Annotated in this window: 17 protein-coding genes and 1 other annotated feature; of the genes, 2 read left to right on the top strand and 15 right to left on the bottom strand. The window is 39.8% G+C overall.

The genetic code is table 11. From position 1 onward, the window contains the following. Positions 1-87 precede the first annotated feature (87 nt). The 4 genes from leuS to AOC36_RS02715 form a co-directional block, all read right to left on the bottom strand. A complete protein-coding gene (gene leuS, locus AOC36_RS02730) occupies positions 88-2,493 on the bottom strand; it encodes a leucine--tRNA ligase (RefSeq protein WP_067631151.1) in 2,406 nt (801 codons plus the stop codon). Positions 2,494-2,529: 36 nt separating this feature from the next. Beyond that, positions 2,530-2,743: a binding site (T-box leader), on the bottom strand. Positions 2,744-2,811: 68 nt separating this feature from the next. Further along, positions 2,812-3,120: an HAD family hydrolase gene (locus tag AOC36_RS02725; RefSeq protein ID WP_067631113.1), complete on the bottom strand. Its 309-nt coding sequence runs from the start codon at positions 3,118-3,120 to the stop codon at positions 2,812-2,814. Continuing rightward, positions 3,110-3,376 (bottom strand): hypothetical protein, encoded by a 267-nt coding sequence (locus tag AOC36_RS02720; protein WP_157777131.1) that lies wholly within the window; start codon positions 3,374-3,376, stop codon positions 3,110-3,112. The genes AOC36_RS02725 and AOC36_RS02720 overlap by 11 nt, the downstream gene beginning before the upstream one ends. A gap of 35 nt (positions 3,377-3,411) precedes the next feature. Next, complete coding sequence (locus AOC36_RS02715; protein WP_067631108.1) at positions 3,412-4,560, bottom strand: aminoacetone oxidase family FAD-binding enzyme; 1,149 nt, start codon at positions 4,558-4,560, stop codon at positions 3,412-3,414. Positions 4,561-4,640: 80 nt separating this feature from the next. On the opposite strand from AOC36_RS02715, the gene AOC36_RS02710 reads away from it, so the two are divergent. Beyond that, on the top strand, positions 4,641-5,495 hold the full coding sequence (locus tag AOC36_RS02710) for an alpha/beta fold hydrolase (RefSeq protein ID WP_067631106.1): 855 nt from the start codon (positions 4,641-4,643) through the stop codon (positions 5,493-5,495). Between the two features lie 82 nt (positions 5,496-5,577). Here AOC36_RS02710 and AOC36_RS02705 read toward each other — a convergent pair whose 3' ends face one another. The 7 genes from AOC36_RS02705 to AOC36_RS02675 form a co-directional block, all read right to left on the bottom strand. After that, the gene (locus AOC36_RS02705; RefSeq protein ID WP_470295751.1) at positions 5,578-6,543 is read right to left on the bottom strand and encodes an ABC transporter permease; all 966 of its coding nucleotides are present in this window, start codon (positions 6,541-6,543) and stop codon (positions 5,578-5,580) included. A gap of 1 nt (position 6,544) precedes the next feature. After that, positions 6,545-7,633: an ABC transporter permease gene (locus AOC36_RS02700; protein ID WP_067631104.1), complete on the bottom strand. Its 1,089-nt coding sequence runs from the start codon at positions 7,631-7,633 to the stop codon at positions 6,545-6,547. After that, positions 7,623-9,158: an ABC transporter ATP-binding protein gene (locus AOC36_RS02695; protein ID WP_067631102.1), complete on the bottom strand. Its 1,536-nt coding sequence runs from the start codon at positions 9,156-9,158 to the stop codon at positions 7,623-7,625. The genes AOC36_RS02700 and AOC36_RS02695 overlap by 11 nt, the downstream gene beginning before the upstream one ends. Positions 9,159-9,262: 104 nt before the next feature. Then, positions 9,263-10,372, bottom strand: coding sequence for a BMP family ABC transporter substrate-binding protein (locus AOC36_RS02690; RefSeq protein WP_067631099.1), 1,110 nt, complete (start codon positions 10,370-10,372; stop codon positions 9,263-9,265). A 158-nt stretch (positions 10,373-10,530) separates the two neighbouring features. Continuing rightward, positions 10,531-11,178: a YczE/YyaS/YitT family protein gene (locus AOC36_RS02685; RefSeq protein ID WP_067631097.1), complete on the bottom strand. Its 648-nt coding sequence runs from the start codon at positions 11,176-11,178 to the stop codon at positions 10,531-10,533. A gap of 166 nt (positions 11,179-11,344) precedes the next feature. Further along, on the bottom strand, positions 11,345-11,962 hold the full coding sequence (locus AOC36_RS02680; protein WP_067631095.1) for an ECF transporter S component: 618 nt from the start codon (positions 11,960-11,962) through the stop codon (positions 11,345-11,347). 195 nt (positions 11,963-12,157) lie between these two features. Next, positions 12,158-12,694 carry an isochorismatase family protein gene (locus tag AOC36_RS02675; RefSeq protein WP_067631093.1) on the bottom strand — a complete coding sequence of 179 codons (537 nt, stop codon included), beginning with the start codon at positions 12,692-12,694 and terminating at the stop codon, positions 12,158-12,160. A 90-nt stretch (positions 12,695-12,784) separates the two neighbouring features. Between AOC36_RS02675 and AOC36_RS02670 the strand changes: the two genes are divergently transcribed. Next, a complete protein-coding gene (locus AOC36_RS02670) occupies positions 12,785-13,774 on the top strand; it encodes a YhdH/YhfP family quinone oxidoreductase (protein ID WP_067631088.1) in 990 nt (329 codons plus the stop codon). 123 nt (positions 13,775-13,897) lie between these two features. On the opposite strand, the gene AOC36_RS02665 is transcribed toward AOC36_RS02670, so the two are convergent. The 4 genes from AOC36_RS02665 to AOC36_RS02650 all read right to left on the bottom strand — a co-directional run bounded on the left by AOC36_RS02665 (position 13,898) and on the right by AOC36_RS02650 (position 16,839). Beyond that, on the bottom strand, positions 13,898-14,344 hold the full coding sequence (locus AOC36_RS02665) for a Dps family protein (RefSeq protein ID WP_067631085.1): 447 nt from the start codon (positions 14,342-14,344) through the stop codon (positions 13,898-13,900). Positions 14,345-14,496: 152 nt separating this feature from the next. Continuing rightward, on the bottom strand, positions 14,497-15,144 hold the full coding sequence (gene pcp, locus AOC36_RS02660; protein ID WP_067631082.1) for a pyroglutamyl-peptidase I: 648 nt from the start codon (positions 15,142-15,144) through the stop codon (positions 14,497-14,499). Positions 15,145-15,169: 25 nt separating this feature from the next. Then, positions 15,170-16,168 carry a DUF979 domain-containing protein gene (locus AOC36_RS02655; protein WP_067631076.1) on the bottom strand — a complete coding sequence of 333 codons (999 nt, stop codon included), beginning with the start codon at positions 16,166-16,168 and terminating at the stop codon, positions 15,170-15,172. Beyond that, entirely contained in the window at positions 16,165-16,839 is a 675-nt protein-coding gene (locus tag AOC36_RS02650) for a DUF969 domain-containing protein (protein ID WP_067631070.1), read from the bottom strand. Before AOC36_RS02650 ends, AOC36_RS02655 begins: the two co-directional genes overlap by 4 nt. Between the last annotated feature and the right edge of the window lie 218 nt (positions 16,840-17,057).

Below are 17,057 nucleotides of genomic sequence, written 5' to 3'. Positions count from 1 at the left end.
CCCCTTTTTACCCCCAATTGTGCTTTTTTTTACACTAAATTTCAAAACTTTGTGAAAAATCTTGATTTTTTTAACATTTTCACATCATTATGCTTTCGGTTTGACCACAATGTTCACGATCTTATTTTTCACAACAATCACCTTCACTACATCAAAGGTTTCAAGATATTTCTTGATGTTATCTTGGTCAAATGCAAGGTCTTGTAAAGCTTCATCGGATTGACCATTTGCTGTATCAAATTTCGCACGCACTTTACCATTTATTTGAACCACAATTTGGACTTCATCCTTAATTAATTTTTGAGGATCATAGGTTGGCCATGCTTCATAAGCAATCCCTGTTTGTCCACTTAAGGCTTCATACATTTCTTCACCCATATGTGGTGCAAAGACACTCAACAATTTCACAAAACCAAGAGCATAGTCTTTGTAAAGTGTTTCTTGTTTATACGCTTCATTAACAAAAATCATTAATTGTGAGATGGCTGTATTGAATCCGAAGTTTTCAATATCACGATCCACTTTCTCAACGGTTGCATGGTATACATAATCCAGTGATCCATCATTGTGATCGCTGAGCTTGTTTTCATCCATAACAAGACGCCATACTCGGTCTAACCATTTACGAATTCCATCAAGACCGCGTGTACTCCAAGGAATAGCCCCATCAAATGGTCCCATAAACATTTCATAGACGCGCAGTGCATCAGCACCGTGTGTCTTCACAATATCATCGGGATTCACAACGTTTCCACGTGACTTACTCATTTTTTCATTGTTGGATCCTAAAATCATCCCTTGGTGATACAGTTTCGCAAACGGTTCTTTCGTTGCAACAACACCAATATCGTATAAGACTTTATGCCAGAACCGTGCATACAATAAGTGAAGAACCGCATGTTCTGCACCACCCACATATAAATCAACCGGTAACCAGTGATTGAGGAGTGTTGGATCGCCAATTGCTTCAGTGTTGGTTGGGTCAATATAACGCATATAATACCAACATGAGCCTGCCCATTGTGGCATGGTATTGGTTTCACGACGTCCTTTTGAACCATCTGGGAAGGTAACTTCCAACCAATCTTCTGCTTTCGCAAGCGGTGATTGACCATCAGGTGCCGGTTTGTAATCTCCAACTTCCGGTAATTCAAGGGGTAATTCATCAAGCGCTACTGTACGCATGGACCCATCGCTCATATGCACAATTGGAATGGGTTCACCCCAATAACGTTGACGTGAGAATAACCAATCACGCAGTTTATACGAAATCTTATATTCCCCAACGCCTTGTTTCACAAGCCATGCATTCATTACTTCAATGGCTTCTTCTTTACCCATACCATCTAAGAAATCAGAGTTGATATGCTTACCATCACCCACAAAGGCTTCAACACTTAAGTCCCCACCTTCAAGCACTGGAATAATGTCAATGTTATATTTCGTTGCGAACTCATAGTCACGTTCATCGTGTGCAGGCACCGCCATAATGGCACCCGTTCCATAAGAAGCCAGTACATAATCGGCAATATAAATTGGAACTTTCTTACCATTCACAGGGTTAATCGCATACGCCCCTGTAAATACACCGGTTTTTTCCTTATTCAGTTCTGTACGTTCAAGATCACTTTTATGCGACACTTTATCAACATACTGTTCAACTTCTTCTTTTTTATCCACAGTCGTAATTTGGTTAATGAATGGATGTTCTGGTGCTAAGACACAATACGTCGCACCAAACAAGGTATCTGCACGGGTTGTGAACACTGTAAACTCTAAGTCATGATTGTCTACTTTAAAGACGACATTTGAACCCACTGATTTCCCAATCCAGTTAATTTGCATTTCTTTGGTTGAGGTTGGCCAATCAACAAGCTCTAAATCTTCAAGTAACCGTTCTGCATAGGCAGTAATCTTCAAGACCCACTGACGCATTGGTAAACGAATGACATCAAAGCCACCCACTTCACTTTTACCATCAATGACTTCTTCATTTGCAAGCACGGTTCCCAGTTCTGGACAGAAGTTCACCGGTTTTTCATCAACATAAGCAAGCCCTTGTTCATAAAGCTTCGTAAAGATCCACTGCGTCCACTTATAATAGTCTTTATCTGTTGTGGATAATTCACGCGACCAATCATACGAAAGTCCCAACATCTGCATTTGTTTTTTGAACGTTAAGATATTCTTTTGGGTAAAGCCATCCGGATGGTTTCCTGTTTTCAAGGCAAACTGTTCTGCAGGAAGTCCAAACGCATCCCACCCCATTGGATGAAGCACATTAAATCCTTGCATCCGTTTACGACGTGCAATGATGTCAGTCCCTGTATAGCCACGTGGGTGTCCCACATGGAGGCCATCGCCTGATGGATAGGGAAACATATCCAAGACGTAATATTTTGGAACACTGAGATTATGCGTATCCGTCTTAAACGTCTCGTTTTCTTCCCAATACGCTTGCCATTTCTTTTCAATATCAAGATGATTGTACATATCTTTTCTCCTTTAAACTATAAAAAAAAGCACCACGCAAAGGACGATAATCAATTACCGCGGTACCACCTTAGTTCCCATAAACAATTATGGGCGCTTTAATCTTTAACGCAGATTTTACGCTTTACAGTACATATCCCATAAAGTGCTCCAAGACGAGTTCAACCGTGTATACTTCTGATTTTCACCAACCATCAGATCTCTTTACCAAATACACCACCGATTTACTACTTCTTTTCATCGCTCTACACTTATAATATAGACTTTGGGCTGTAAAGTCAAACACGAAAACACCAAAATTCGCAAAGCTATCAGTTTTTAAAAAAGATCCAGAAGTTGTGTGAGGGACTCTATTGTATCGTCACTTTGCATCTTTGTGATCGGTTGATGTTTTCCTAAACCATTTAAAAAATGAACGGTTGTAAATCCCAGTTGTTTCGAAAGAAGACTATCATTGTCATAACGATCCCCCACATAGACCGCATCTTGAGGATCACAGCCACTTATTTTTAAAGCATATTCAAAGATTTCACGTTGTGGTTTATTAAACCCAACATCACTGGAGGATATAACACACTCAAAATAGGTTCTGATCTTAAATGCATGAAGACGCGCTTCAAGACCCAACCCTTGATTTTACAATAATGCCTAAGTGATATTTCTTTGATAAGGTTTGAAGGACATACAAGGCGTCTTGGATTAAGGTTTCGTGTTGGGTGTTCCACAACGGTCGCTTTGACGAAGATAAAGCATTCCAAACAGTCCGTATGGGTGGCAGTCCGTTTGTGGACGCTTCAATCATTTTTGATTCAAACGCTTCAAACGACACATAAATCCCTTCTTTACGCGAACGATTCAACACAGGCGTGTATAAAGGCATCATAGGTCTTTGTTTCATCGACCAGTGTTGATCCAACATCAAAGAATATCCACTGTTTCATATTTCCCCTCCATGCAGTATTTTCCTGCAGTATATCCACTTGATAGTGCTGCGGTGATATTATAACCCCCGGTAAATGCACTCACATCCATTACTTCCCCACAAAAGGAAATCGTTTCAAAGCGTTTAGATTTCATGGTCTTTGGATCAATCTCTTTCACCATGACACCCCCATTGGTGACAAAAGCATAACTAAAACCGCGGGTTGCATAGATTGATGTTTTAAAGTGTTTCAACGCATCAATAAGCGATGAATCTTGCTTTGATAGGACATCCAAGAGTCTTTTTTGAAGGTTTGGGTGTGTGTCATCAATCGCTTGAAACCCAGGCATAAAGTCAATTTCAAGGGTGACCGGTCCCTTTTGATTTTCAATCAGACGTTGAACATAAAAGCTGGCTCTTAAGGCGACGGGTCCTGAATAACCAAAATGCGTGATAATGAGATCATGGGTGAGGGTTGCGAGTGTTTTCTTACCATCCTTTACCTTCACTTGAACATCCTTAAACGATAAGCCTTGAAGTGCTTTTGATTGAATCAGGGCATCATTTGAGACCAATGGTACTTCTTGTGGTAATAGGTTTGTGACCGTATGACCCAATGCGCTGGCAAACTCATACCCACTGCCATCAGACCCTGTTTGAGGCAAGGTACGACCACCAGTTGCGATGATGATATGTTCACATTGAATGGATGTACCATCAACACTGATTGAAGTTGGTGTCAGTGTTTCGACATTCACCCCTAAACGAAGTTCAACGCCCACATCAACCAACGCCCGCTCACAGGCGTCCACAATATCATGGGAACGATGTGACTTTGGAAACATGCGGTGATGATCTTCTTCAATCAGTTCTACACCATAGTGCTTAAAAAACGCTTGAATTTCTTGGGGACCTAAATTATTGAAACTGCTGTAAAGAAACCGTCCATTTTTCACCACGGATTTCACCAAATCTTCCAGGGATACATTGGCGGTAACATTACAGCGGCCACCTCCTGTCAATCGCATTTTCTTGCCTAAATTCGGATTTCTATCAAACAACACAACACGCGTTTTCGGATTGTGAAGCTTTGCACTGTATGCTGCCATCATTCCACTGGGACCGCCTCCAATAACACTGATCATAAAAACCTCTTTTCTGTATATGACTTCATAAGTGTGCGAATCCTTGATATAATCATGTATATCAAGGAGATGTGATATTAATGGATCTTAAACACACCTATATCGAAACACCTCAAGCACTCGGTACTGTACTTATTATACACGGAATGGCCGAACATCGTAAACGATATCAACACTTTGCATCTCAACTATCACAAAAGGGCTATGCTGTATTGAGTGTTGATTTACCCGGACATGGCGAATCCATCACAAACAATCAAAAAGGTCATTTGGAATCCGTTGAAGCCATGACAGACGCACTCTACACACTTTTAGAACCCTTACCTGAACCCCATATCGTCTTTGGACACTCCATGGGATCCTTAGTAGCCCGTGCCTTCTTCTACCATCATCCACAAACCGTTGATGCCCTTATTTTATCTGGGTCTCCTTATAAACCAGCAGGGTTTAAACTTCTTAAACGGGGTATTTCCCTTTTGGGACTGGGAAGGAAAACCAAGCCCGCTCTCTTTATTGATTCAATGTTGAATAACACCCTTGCGAAATCATTGCCTAAAGGAAGTTCAAAGATTGATTGGCTCTCAAATAATAAAGAGAATGTCCAAGCATACCTCAATGATCCTTTGTGTGGATTTCCGTTAACCTATCAAGGGTATGATGTCCTCATGGATTTGTTTTATGAAGTGTATGATAAAGATCAACTTCCCTTTACCTCGGACATCCCTTGTCTTTTTGTAATCGGTCAAGAAGATCCGTGTCCAGACTTTAAACGAGACGGGTTTAATCAAGCCATCTATCATCTACAAAAACACATATCCATTCCAATTCGTGCAAACATCTATGAACACTCCCGCCATGAGGTGCTCAATGATGACGAAAAAGAACGGGTCACAAAGGATATCCTCTTGTTTATCAACGAAGCCTTTAATGCCTAAACATAAGAAGCGGTGCACTCAAATGAATGCACCGCTTTATTTTGGTGAGTCCATCAATGATTGAACTCATACATATATTTAATTAACGTTTTCCTTTATCAAAAGGTTCCCCAAGTGCTTTGGGTCCTTGTGATTTCTTCGATGAAATAACAAGCACAATCAAGGTCGCAACATAAGGGATGACTTGATAGATTACTTGTGGAATATTTAGGTTGAAGAAGAATTGAATGCCTGAATAAGAAGCAGAAATAGTCTTCAACAATCCAAAGAACAACGCAGACGTTAAGATACGACTTGGCTTCCATTGTCCAAAAATTAATACCGCAATTGCCAAGAACCCATACCCTGCAACATCAGCGTTGAAGGTAACGGTAACAGGGATAATATAGATGAGTCCACCCAATCCTGCAAGTGCGCCTGAAATAAGGACACCGGCATACCGAATCTTGCGCACACTGATACCAGCAGCATCGGTTGCTTGTGGATTTTCACCTGCGGATCGAAGTCGTAAGCCAAATGGAGTTTTATATAATACGAAACTTGCGATAATCAGGATTAAAAATCCAAGATAGGTTGATAGGTATGCATTTTGGAAGAACATTCTTCCAATGATTGGAATATCTCCCAAAAGTGGAACACTTTGAATTAAGAATGTATTTTGAAAATTGACTTGTTGGATACCAATCACTGAACGTGCTGAGAAAATCACAAATGCAGGGGCAAATAAGTTCAAGGCTGTCCCTGAGATGGTTTGATCTGCAGACATTTCAATGGATGCAAAAGCATGAAACAGTGCATATACCATTCCTGTCACCGTTGCGATCGCCATGGATGCAAAGAGCAATGGATAGCCCGAAAGGCCACCATTTGTTTGGTTCAAGTGCATAAACAAGGTTCCTGAAAATGCACCCATAATCATAATCCCTTCAAGGGCAATATTTACCACACCACTGCGTTCAGAAAACATACCCGCGATTGCGACTACAAGAAGTGGCACGGAGAACAACATCATTTGTTGAATTAGGAAATACAAATCATTCATATTCATATTATGATTCCTCCCCTACTTTTTTTAAGCGTCTCTCTTTAAACTTCGTAATGATTCGTCTGAATAGAAGGGATAATGCGGATACATACAAGATGATACCAATCATCATTTCAACGATTTCAGGAACATAACCAATGACTTGCATTGCTTGTCCACCCAGTTTTAAATAAGAAATAAAGAACGCAGAGAATACGACGCCAAATGGATGACTCATTCCCAATAATGCAACCGCAATTCCGTCAAATCCTTCGGATGCAATCACAGCTGCAACGTTAATGCTCTTAGAGGTTCCTGCAAGATAGGTTAATCCACCACCCAATCCAGCAAGTGCTCCAGCAATAATCATTGATGTCACAATCGCCCGTTTTTCATTTACTCCGGCATACTTTGCAGCATCTCGGTTTAACCCAACTGCTTTAAGTTCATAACCAAAGGTTGTTTTTTCTAATACAACATAGATAATAACCGCACAAATCAGCGCGATGAGAATACCGCCGTCGATAAAGGAGCGCACAAATATTTTATCCAAACCAAAGGTTGGTATTTGAGAAGCAACTTTCATGGTTTCATTGCGTGCTTGATTATAGATGCCACCAAAACGAATCACATGCATCACAAGATACATTGCGATATAGTTCATCATGATGGAGGTAATGACTTCGTTGACATTGCGCCAAGCCTTTAAAATCCCCACAACTGCGGCCCATAAAGCACCGGCAAGTGCACCCAATAACAAGGCAACCAGCCATAATACAGAGGTCGGTATAAAGGTCCATTTAATCGCAATATACACCGATACCAAGGAACCAATCATAAATTGACCTGAAGCACCAATGTTGAATAGTCCTGTCTTAAATGCAAAGGCTACAGATAACCCGGTCATAAGAATGGGTGTTGCATAAAACAACATATTTCCCAGCCCGCGTGCTGCACCGTAATTAAAGGGACCTTTAATCATTCTAAAGAACCCATCCAGTGCGTTGGCTGGATTTGTTGCAATCAGAATTACCACCGCAATCACAAGACCGACAAGAATCGAGATGAGTGAAGGAAGTGCTGCTTGATACCCTGATTTAAGTTTATTTTTCATAATCAACCGCCTCTTTCTTCACACCTGCCATATAAAGACCTAAGTCTTGTTCTGTAATTTCTTTTGGATTCAATGCACCTACAAATTCTCCCTTATACATAACAAGGATGCGATCGGATAATCCTAAAACCTCATTCATTTCTAAGGAAACCATTAAGATGGCTTTCCCTGCGTCGCGTTCATTCACGATTTGACGGTGAATGTACTCAATCGCTCCCACATCAAGACCCCGTGTTGGTTGGACTGCAATCAATACATTGTGATCCCGTTCCATTTCACGGGCAACGATTGCTTTTTGTTGGTTCCCCCCTGACATGCTCCGTACTTTTGTTTTTGCACCTTCCCCACTTCTAACATCAAATTGTTCAATGAGTTGTTTCGCGTGTTGTTCACGCTTATCAAAGTCAATCATGCCGTTTTTTTGATATGCATCTTCGAAATAGGTTTGAAGTGCAAAGTTTTCAGATAATGAGAAGTCAAGTACAAGACCATGCTTTTGACGGTCTTCAGGAATATGTGCCAAACCATGCGTGTTTCGGTGACGAATGGATGCCTTTGATACATCTTCCCCATTCAATTCAATCGTTCCTTCAGTGTGATCAATGAGTCCCGTTAAGGCATAGATTAACTCGGTTTGACCATTCCCTTCAATTCCCGCAATTCCTAAAATCTCACCTTCTTTTAAATCAAAGTTTAAATTTGCTAAAGACTTCGCAGCTGGATTGAGTGGATTATAGGAAAGATTGCGAACCTTAAGGACCGTCTTCCCGGTTTCTTTGGGTTCAAGTTCTAAACTCAGGTTAACCTTACGGCCAACCATTAATTCAGACATCATTTCCACCGTTGTATTTTCAACATCAACCGTAGAGATATATTTCCCTTTTCTTAAAATTGTGACACGATCTGCCACATGTTTAATTTCATTCAATTTATGGGTAATGAAGATAATTGATTTTCCTTCAGATACAAGTTGATGCATGATCTTCATCAATTCATCAATCTCTTGTGGTGTTAAGACCGCAGTTGGCTCATCAAAAATTAAGATGTCATTGTTGCGATACAACATCTTGATGATTTCAACACGCTGTTGCATCCCTACGGAAATATCTTCAATTTTCGCGTCAGGATCGATGTTGAAGTTGTACTGTTTTGACAATTCCTCAACACGCTTTCGTGCAAGATTTGGTTTAAAAATTCCTTTTTCTGTTGGTTCAATCCCCAGTAAAATATTTTCAAGTACGGTAAAATTATCAACAAGTTTAAAGTGTTGATGCACCATCCCAATCCCATAGCGATTCGCATCGTTTGGATCTTTTATGTTGACTGGCTGTCCATTTACTTCAATTGTTCCTTCATCGGGTTCGTACAAACCAAATAGAATAGACATTAAGGTTGACTTACCCGCACCATTTTCACCTAATAATGCATGAATTTCGCCTTTTTCCAATGATAACGTAACATTATCATTGGCAACTATCCCTGGGAACCGTTTAGTAATGTTTTTCATTTCTATAACCGGTTTCATAGAAAATTCCCCTTTCAATATAATTATATTATAAACTAATAAAAAGAGCTTTCAAAATAGATTATTTCTAAATTGAAAGCTCTAAATTGACTTAATGGTTTATGTTATTCAATAACAGTAACAGTTGTATTTGTCAATTCAAGTTTGTCTGCAGAATCTGCTGATTCAGTATTAGGAATGCTTGTGCGGATTCCGTCTTTATCAGCTTTAAGAGCCTCAACGATTTCTTTGTAATCATCTTCTGTGAATGTTGTGAAACGTGAGAAGTCATCTGAGATTTGAACCATATCTTCTTCAATTGTGAGTAAGTGTGTCTTACCACCTTCAAACTTGTCTTCATATACTGATTTAACTTGAGTATATACAGAAAGTTGTAGGTTTTTCATTGCTGAAGTTAATACAGATGTTGATTCGCTCATTTGGTCAACGTCAACACCAATTACCCATTTGCCATCACCTGCAGAACCAGCAGCAGCCATCACTGAGTTACCAGCACCACCAGCAGCAGCAAAGATTACTTCAACACCATCATTATACCAAGCAGCAGCTTGTGTTTGGTGAGCAGGATCTGCTCCAAATGAGTTTAAGTATGTGTAACGAACTGTAATTTGGATTCCAAGTTCACGTGCAGCAGCATCAGCTCCCGCAACATAACCGTAACCAAAACGAACAACCGCAGGCACTGCGTATCCACCCATGAATCCTAGGCTTGTAAGTCCATCTTTTACAGCAGCATATCCAGCTAGGAATCCTGATTGTTCTTCAGCAAATAAAATTCCAACTGTATTATCTTTGTATGAAGCAGGTTCGCCATCGCCTGAACGTGGTTCACCATCAACTAAGATAAAGTTAACTTCTGGGTATAATTCTTGTGCTTGATAAATTGCTGTTTCAAACATATATCCTGGTGTAACAACAACTTTAGCACCTGCATTTACAGCATCGCTAATTGCTGATAAGTAAGCTTGTTCTGTTTCATCAGCAGGTTTGATATAATTTGCTTTAACACCAATTTCATCCGCAAATTTTTCCATACCTTCAAATGACCCTTGGTTAAATGATTTGTCATCAATTGTTCCAACGTCAGTAATCAAATAAAGTGAGTTATTATCCCACTTACCATCTTCACCATCAGAAGGTGTTCCACTTGAACCACAAGCAGTAAGTGCAAACACTGCAAATAGAACTACTAATTTACCTAATAGTTTTTTCATTTCTTTCCTCCGCAATCTCCATTTGTTGCATCTATAGTTTATCAAAAAAGTTATCTACAATGCAACCCTTCTTACTTAACATGCGAGGATTGAAGACGTTTTCACATATTCTCTTCATAGAAATGAAAAAATAGTTAAAATCCCTAAAATATTTATATTTAATTTGATGATTGTTGCGAAAATTTCATGGATGTTTTAGAAATCTCTTTATTTGTTTGACTTAAAAGATCTAATACCGTTGATACGAGAATCCCTGTGGTCAACACCGCAATCAGTGATCCAACTCCAATAACCCCGCCCATAAGATAACCTGATGTGATCAAAAACACATCAATTCCAGTGCGCGCCACTTTAAAAGAACATTTAAATGTAGCTGCAAGTTTGTATGCAATTGAGTCTATGGGATTCATACCGGATTTAAAATGAATTAAAAACGCATATGCAAGTGCAAATGATAGTTGTGCTACGCATACAAGTAGAATTCGAACCATATAGTTTAATGTATCCAGGTTGAAACGTCCAAGTTGAACAATAAAGAAATCTAGAAAGAACCCAACACCTAATGAAAAAGCAACACTCATCCATCCCATATCTTTTTTCGCCAAGAGAAACCCTAAGGTTACAATGGTGATGTTAAATAATAAGGATGCATAGCCTACACTGATGTTCAGTGCACGAGATAGCCCGTCCAAAAACACAGTTACAGTGTCTGAACCAATTCCCACATTAATTAATAAGCCCCCTGCAAATCCTGCTAACGTTAAGGTGCATAGCAGCACACCCATTTCATTGAGTCGTTTTTTCATTGTTATTCCTCCCACAAGCACGGAGTACGATTATATCACATCTATCCAAAGAATTCATATCCTTAACATTTTTCACAAAATAACCCACGATTAAACAAAGACTAAAATCAACGCTTCCAATAAAAAAGTTAGTAAACTTGAGATTCACTAACTGGTTCGATTTGAATTAATCTTGATGATTTACTTTGATGCGTGTGAACAGTGCCGTCACAATGACGGATGAACAGATTGCTTCCACCACACCATTGACAGAGATTGTGGTGAGAAGAATGCCTGCTAAGGATTCAACTGCAACACTGCGCGCTTGGGCATATGCAGTCCCAAACAATACATAAATCAATCCTAACACCAACAAAGTATTGGTTAAAGATCCCATAAGTGCAGATATCGCAATACGCGGAATTTTAGGGAGGCGTTCAATTTTCTTTAGCCCTTGATACACAAACCACGGTACAATTCCGACAAGAATACGGGGTACAAAGGCAATGATAAGGGCAAGGGGTGATCCTTGATCAGTTCCGATTACTGGATAAAACGGGGAGAATACAAAGGATGTCACCACAGGATTTATCGTATTATAAATCAAACTGGACATTCCAAATGCAAATCCCAATAAAGCACCCGTGCGCCATCCAAACCATAATGACCCGATGATTACAGGTATTTGAATCAGCGTAACGCGGATAAACGGGGTTAGATTAAAGTAACCATACGATGTAAACGTCATAAACAAAATCAATGTCATTAAAAACGTAACATATACATAGCGACGTGTTTTTGTCATATTCTTTCAACTCCTTCATTGAAATAACCGGTCAAGTAAGCATCTGATGATTCTTTCTTCCCCTAGAATGTATATAAATTTTACACTGTAACCACTTATTTGTCATTTCAAACACATGCATTGTATCATACAAACGAAAATGAGGTAAAGTTAATACCATGACATGTCATATTCTATTTTTGTTCATTATTATACTTATTTCACAATCTTTAAAATGTCTTTAAACTTAGGGTGTGTTGCATCACCCATCAATTCATAAATGATCATCTCGCTGGTCACAACGCGAGCTCCCAACGCTTTAATTGCCTCAAATCCACAGGCACGATCCATTTCAAAACGCGATGAAACTGCATCATAAACCACACTTACTTGATACCCTTCTTTGATCAAGTCTTGGACTGTTTGATACACACAAACGTGGGTTTCAACTCCAATGAGAACAACATGATTACGACTCAAAAATGCATCATCCACCATCAGTTCATCACACAATGCACTAAAGCGTGTCTTTTCAATAATTTTAGTGTCTTTTGTGAAGTGATCGCTGAGTTCTTGAACCGTCGACCCCAAGCCTTTTGGATATTGTTCAGTTACTAAAACCGGTGCTTCAAAGATGTTAAAAGCATCCACCATGCGAATGGCACGGTTTAGTACCTGCGCGTGATCGTGAATCACAGGCATTAAGCGTTCTTGATAATCAACCACTAATAATAAGCTATCATTAAGTTCCATAAGCAAATCCTCCTTCCTTTATTATGCCATAACTTCACCCTAATTTCATGAAATTATGATACGATTAACAAGACCTATAAGGAGGCACTTATGAAACCATTTAAAGCATATGTCGTCAACAAACACGACGACTCCTTCACACGATCAATACAAACCGTTTCTTTGGAGGATCTCAGTCCAGGCAATGTGATCATCAAAACTGCCTATTCTTCCATTAATTATAAAGATACGTTGGCAGTCAATCCAAAGGGTGGGGTGATTCGAAACTACCCGATGATTCCAGGCATTGATGCCAGTGGGATTGTGGTAGAAAGTACCTCTGACATGTTTAACCCCGGTGATCCAGTCTTTGTGATTGGTTATGAATTTGGTGTGTCCCACACTGGTGCATTCAGCGAATATATACGCATCCCAAGCACTTGGGTTAAACACATCCCCGCACCCCTTTCGCTCAAAGATATCATGAAGTATGGTACTGCAGGACTCACTGCAGGTTTATCCGTTCAAGCCCTTTTAGATCATGGCATTACCCCAGATCACTCAAATCCGATTTTAGTCACGGGCGCTACTGGTGGAGTTGGCTCGATTGCACTATCGATTCTATCCAAGCTTGGATTTAATGTTCATGCCCTCACACGAAAGAAAGACACTGAAGCATCGCGTCTTTTAAGCTTGGGTGCCTCACAAGTTTATACGCTTGAAGAAATAACTCACAATAATACAAAACCCCTCGCGAAACAAACCTACCATGGGATTGTGGATACAGTAGGGGGTGACATTGCGTCTGCATTAATTCCCTTTCTACATTATAAAGGGGTCATGACCTTGTGCGGTCAGGTAGGAGGTGTGCAATTAAACACCACAGTCTTCCCGCTCATTCTACGTGGCATTACTTTAGCCGGCATCGATGCAGTATACTGTGATGACACAATGCGTGATCTCATATGGCATAAATTAGCACATGAATGGCGTGTAGTGGATACACTTATATCCCAAGAAGAGTCATTTGAAGACATTGACACACCCATCAGTAAACTCGTAGAAGGCACCCACACAGGTCGCACGATTGTTCACTTTTAATAAACATAAGTTGATGGGGTTTCTTTTCAGATCATTGGACGTTTTCTTCTTCATGACAGCAATCATTTCGTCAAGCAAAAAAAAATACCGCTTAATCGTGCTAAGCGGTATTTTTATGTTTCATTATTTTGCGTTATGTGTGTAAGCTTTTAACATCCACAAAGTCTTACCAAGGTCTTGAGAAATCGCTGTGAAGTGATCCGCAGTACCTGGATCTTCAACATTTTCAGCTTCTTTCACAATATGAAGTGCCAAGTTATAGAGGCGATCAAAATCAGCAATGAGTGATTGAACCCCTTCAACAACATTTACATGTGTGTCTGATAATTCTTCAACAGATGTACGTGCAAGCATTTCTTTTAAACTACCTAAAGGTTTTGCACCTAACACCAACAAACGTTCAGCAACAAGATCAATATTTTCTTGTGCTTGGTCATACAATTTATCCATTTCTTTGTGCATAGGGAAGAATCCTTCACCTACCATGTACCAGTGTACATTGTGTATTTTCATACTCAATACGGTTTGATCTGCAAGAAATGTATTCAATGCTTCATATAGATTATTCATACTTATTTCCTCCTACCTTCATTATATCACTTTGGCTAATTTAGTGTTAAATATGCCCTAAAAAATTTGATATTTTGATGACTTCAAACCCCTACGCAAAATGCGTAACATCCACTCAATATAATGGAATGGATCGGCGAAGATTACTTCTGTTAGTGCGTTGCGCCGCCACCCTTAACAATATCACCCGCTTGATAGTCAATGATTGCTTCAAGTGCTGCTTCAATGCCTTTTGCCATCGTTTCAATATCAAGAGATGGCATGTTTGGCTTATCCACAACTTGTTGGGTCATAAATGGAATGTGCATAAACCCCGATTTCTTCCCTGGATATTTCGTATCAATAAGATATTGAACTCCATACAGAACATGGTTACATGCAAAGGTCCCTGCTGTGTTTGATACGGATGCTGGAATGTTAGCCTTTTTCATATACTCAACCATCGCTTTTATCGGTAGATTTGAGAAATATGCTGCTTGGCCATCTTTATAAACAGGCTCATCAATGGGTTGATTGCCACCATTATCCGGAATTCTAAAATCGTCTTGGTTTATCCCAACACGTTCAACCGTCATATCAAAGCGTCCACCTGCTTGACCAATTGAAAGAATTGCATCCGGGTCAACTGCTTGAATTGTCTGATCAATGAGTTCGAGTGATTGATAGCGTATCGTTGGAATTTCAAGTTTCACAATTTCGACACCTTTAATTTCATTGGGTAATAGTTTTACTGCTTCAATTGCTGGGTTAATTGGCTCATTGCCAAATGGATCAAATCCAGTTACAAGTATTTTTTTCATAAGTTCCTCCAATTTATCGTTAAGATTAAAATGCTAACAACAACATTAATACAATGTGTATCACAATCATCACAAGTGCAAATGGTACTTGTGCTTTAATGACTCCGTATTTATCTTTCATATCCAACACGGAGACGGGTAAGGCATTGAAATTTGCGGCCATTGGCGTTAGGAGTGTTCCACAATATCCACCTGTCAGTGCAAGTGCACCGACAACTGCTGGATTTCCACCTGCTGCAATAACAAAGGGAATCCCCACACCAATGGTGATGACTTGGAAAGCAGCAAACGCATTTCCCATAATCATGGTAAAGATTACCATCCCTAAGACATACATAATGACACCCATCACGACATTGCCCTCTGGAATAATCCCAGAAAACATCGCAGAAATCACATCACCCACTCCAGCTGCTGTAAAAACTGCACCCAGTGCGGATAAAAGCTGAGGTAAGATGCTTGCTGATCCTACTTGCATAACGAGTCGGTCTGTATCGGTTTGCGTTTCTTTTACCTTAGCACGTGAAATTATAAATGCCGCAAGGAGTGCAAGCAGTGATGCAACCCCTACGGATAATCCACCGGGTATGGTCGCGACTTTATCGCCATAATTGAATTGCAACATCGAAAGACCTGCTGCGAAAAATGCGAGAACAAGCGCTGGTACAAAGACCCACAAACCCACACGGTTTGCATTGGATGCAATTTCTGCATCTTGTGCAGTTTCAACCGTACCAACTTTAACTTGACCTGTTGCAGATAAAACACCCAAAATCAAAATTAAGAATCCTACAAATGAAGCTGGAATTGGTTTACCCACCACTGCTTCAGTCATACTTGTGGTATTCACAAACCCTCCAAACATAAAGATGAGTGCAATGATAAACCAAAATGAAAAGGTACCATACGGTTTGGGACTTGTTTTTAGTGCACGCACTGCAGCGCTAATACATACAAGCCCAGTTAATGCAAAGATAATCTCTTGCCAATTATTAAACAAGGCAACAATTGCTTCATAGGTCATGACTTCGTACCTCGTTTCATTTTCTTATCCGCGATCATAAATTGAATGACGGACACAACCACAGCACAAATTGCAATTGGAATTGAAGCAATCGCTACTTGAGCTGGCGTAATTGCGTAACCTTGTGTTGATAAGGTTCCTACAATTAAGAGTACACCTGTACTTCCCGCAAAGACATTTTGACCAAAGAAGTTCCCGTAGTTTTCAACAGATGCTGCGTAAGCTTTTACTTTTTCTGTTTGGGCCTCATCAAGATCTTGACCTAAATCGTTTTTAGCGGCTGCTTCAGTCATCGGTAAGATGAGTGGACGAATAAACTGAACATGTCCCCCAATACGAATTGATAGTGCTGAAGCGATTGTACGAATCCCCATATACAAGGATAAGACTTTCCCTGCTGTTGCATGTCCAATTTTCGCAATCAGATTTGATGCTTGAACTTTCAGTCCATAGCGTTCCAATATCGCAATCACGGGTAAACTGATGATAAAAATCGACGCAAATCGATTGGTGATAAAAGCACTTCCTAATACGTGCAAAATTTCAATTATCCCCATCCCCGATACAAGCCCTGTAATTAACCCCGCTAAGATAACTACAGCCAATGTATCTAGTTTCATTAAGAATCCGACAACAATAATCACAACTCCGATTAATCGAATCCATTCCATTAGATCACTTCCTCTCATCTATGTCACATCTTCTGTGATTCACACTATTTTAGCAAACAATCGTGACAAAATTGTGAAAAATCAAAAAAAAATATTGAAAACCTTTCTATAGCAATGCAAATAATACTCAAGCAATGCAAATAATACTCATCTATTGGCCCGTAGTTGGTACATAAAAAGGAAAACACTGCATTGTGTTTTCCCTCTACATCACTTCT

Source organism: Erysipelothrix larvae (assembly GCF_001545095.1).
In the GTDB taxonomy this organism is placed as follows: Bacteria; Bacillota_I; Bacilli_A; order Erysipelotrichales; family Erysipelotrichaceae; genus Erysipelothrix; species Erysipelothrix larvae.
The sequence above is the reverse complement of the archived record's forward strand: the minus strand, read 5'-3'. Positions and strand labels throughout refer to the sequence as shown.

Bases quoted from the DNA above. Each gene is read 5' to 3' on its own strand.
- AOC36_RS02705 (WP_470295751.1), bottom strand. From the start codon at position 6,543: ATGAATATGAATGATTTGTATTTCCTAATTCAACAAATGATGTTGTTC.
- AOC36_RS02680 (WP_067631095.1), bottom strand. From the start codon at position 11,962: ATGACAAAAACACGTCGCTATGTATATGTTACGTTTTTAATGACATTG.
- AOC36_RS02655 (WP_067631076.1), bottom strand. From the start codon at position 16,168: ATGACCTATGAAGCAATTGTTGCCTTGTTTAATAATTGGCAAGAGATT.
- pcp (WP_067631082.1), bottom strand. From the start codon at position 15,144: ATGAAAAAAATACTTGTAACTGGATTTGATCCATTTGGCAATGAGCCA.
- AOC36_RS02700 (WP_067631104.1), bottom strand. From the start codon at position 7,633: ATGAAAAATAAACTTAAATCAGGGTATCAAGCAGCACTTCCTTCACTC.
- leuS (WP_067631151.1), bottom strand. From the start codon at position 2,493: ATGTACAATCATCTTGATATTGAAAAGAAATGGCAAGCGTATTGGGAA.
- AOC36_RS02675 (WP_067631093.1), bottom strand. From the start codon at position 12,694: ATGGAACTTAATGATAGCTTATTATTAGTGGTTGATTATCAAGAACGC.
- AOC36_RS02715 (WP_067631108.1), bottom strand. From the start codon at position 4,560: ATGATCAGTGTTATTGGAGGCGGTCCCAGTGGAATGATGGCAGCATAC.
- AOC36_RS02685 (WP_067631097.1), bottom strand. From the start codon at position 11,178: ATGAAAAAACGACTCAATGAAATGGGTGTGCTGCTATGCACCTTAACG.
- AOC36_RS02670 (WP_067631088.1), top strand. From the start codon at position 12,785: ATGAAACCATTTAAAGCATATGTCGTCAACAAACACGACGACTCCTTC.
- AOC36_RS02690 (WP_067631099.1), bottom strand. From the start codon at position 10,372: ATGAAAAAACTATTAGGTAAATTAGTAGTTCTATTTGCAGTGTTTGCA.
- AOC36_RS02710 (WP_067631106.1), top strand. From the start codon at position 4,641: ATGGATCTTAAACACACCTATATCGAAACACCTCAAGCACTCGGTACT.
- AOC36_RS02650 (WP_067631070.1), bottom strand. From the start codon at position 16,839: ATGGAATGGATTCGATTAATCGGAGTTGTGATTATTGTTGTCGGATTC.
- AOC36_RS02720 (WP_157777131.1), bottom strand. From the start codon at position 3,376: ATGATGCCTTTATACACGCCTGTGTTGAATCGTTCGCGTAAAGAAGGG.
- AOC36_RS02695 (WP_067631102.1), bottom strand. From the start codon at position 9,158: ATGAAACCGGTTATAGAAATGAAAAACATTACTAAACGGTTCCCAGGG.
- AOC36_RS02665 (WP_067631085.1), bottom strand. From the start codon at position 14,344: ATGAATAATCTATATGAAGCATTGAATACATTTCTTGCAGATCAAACC.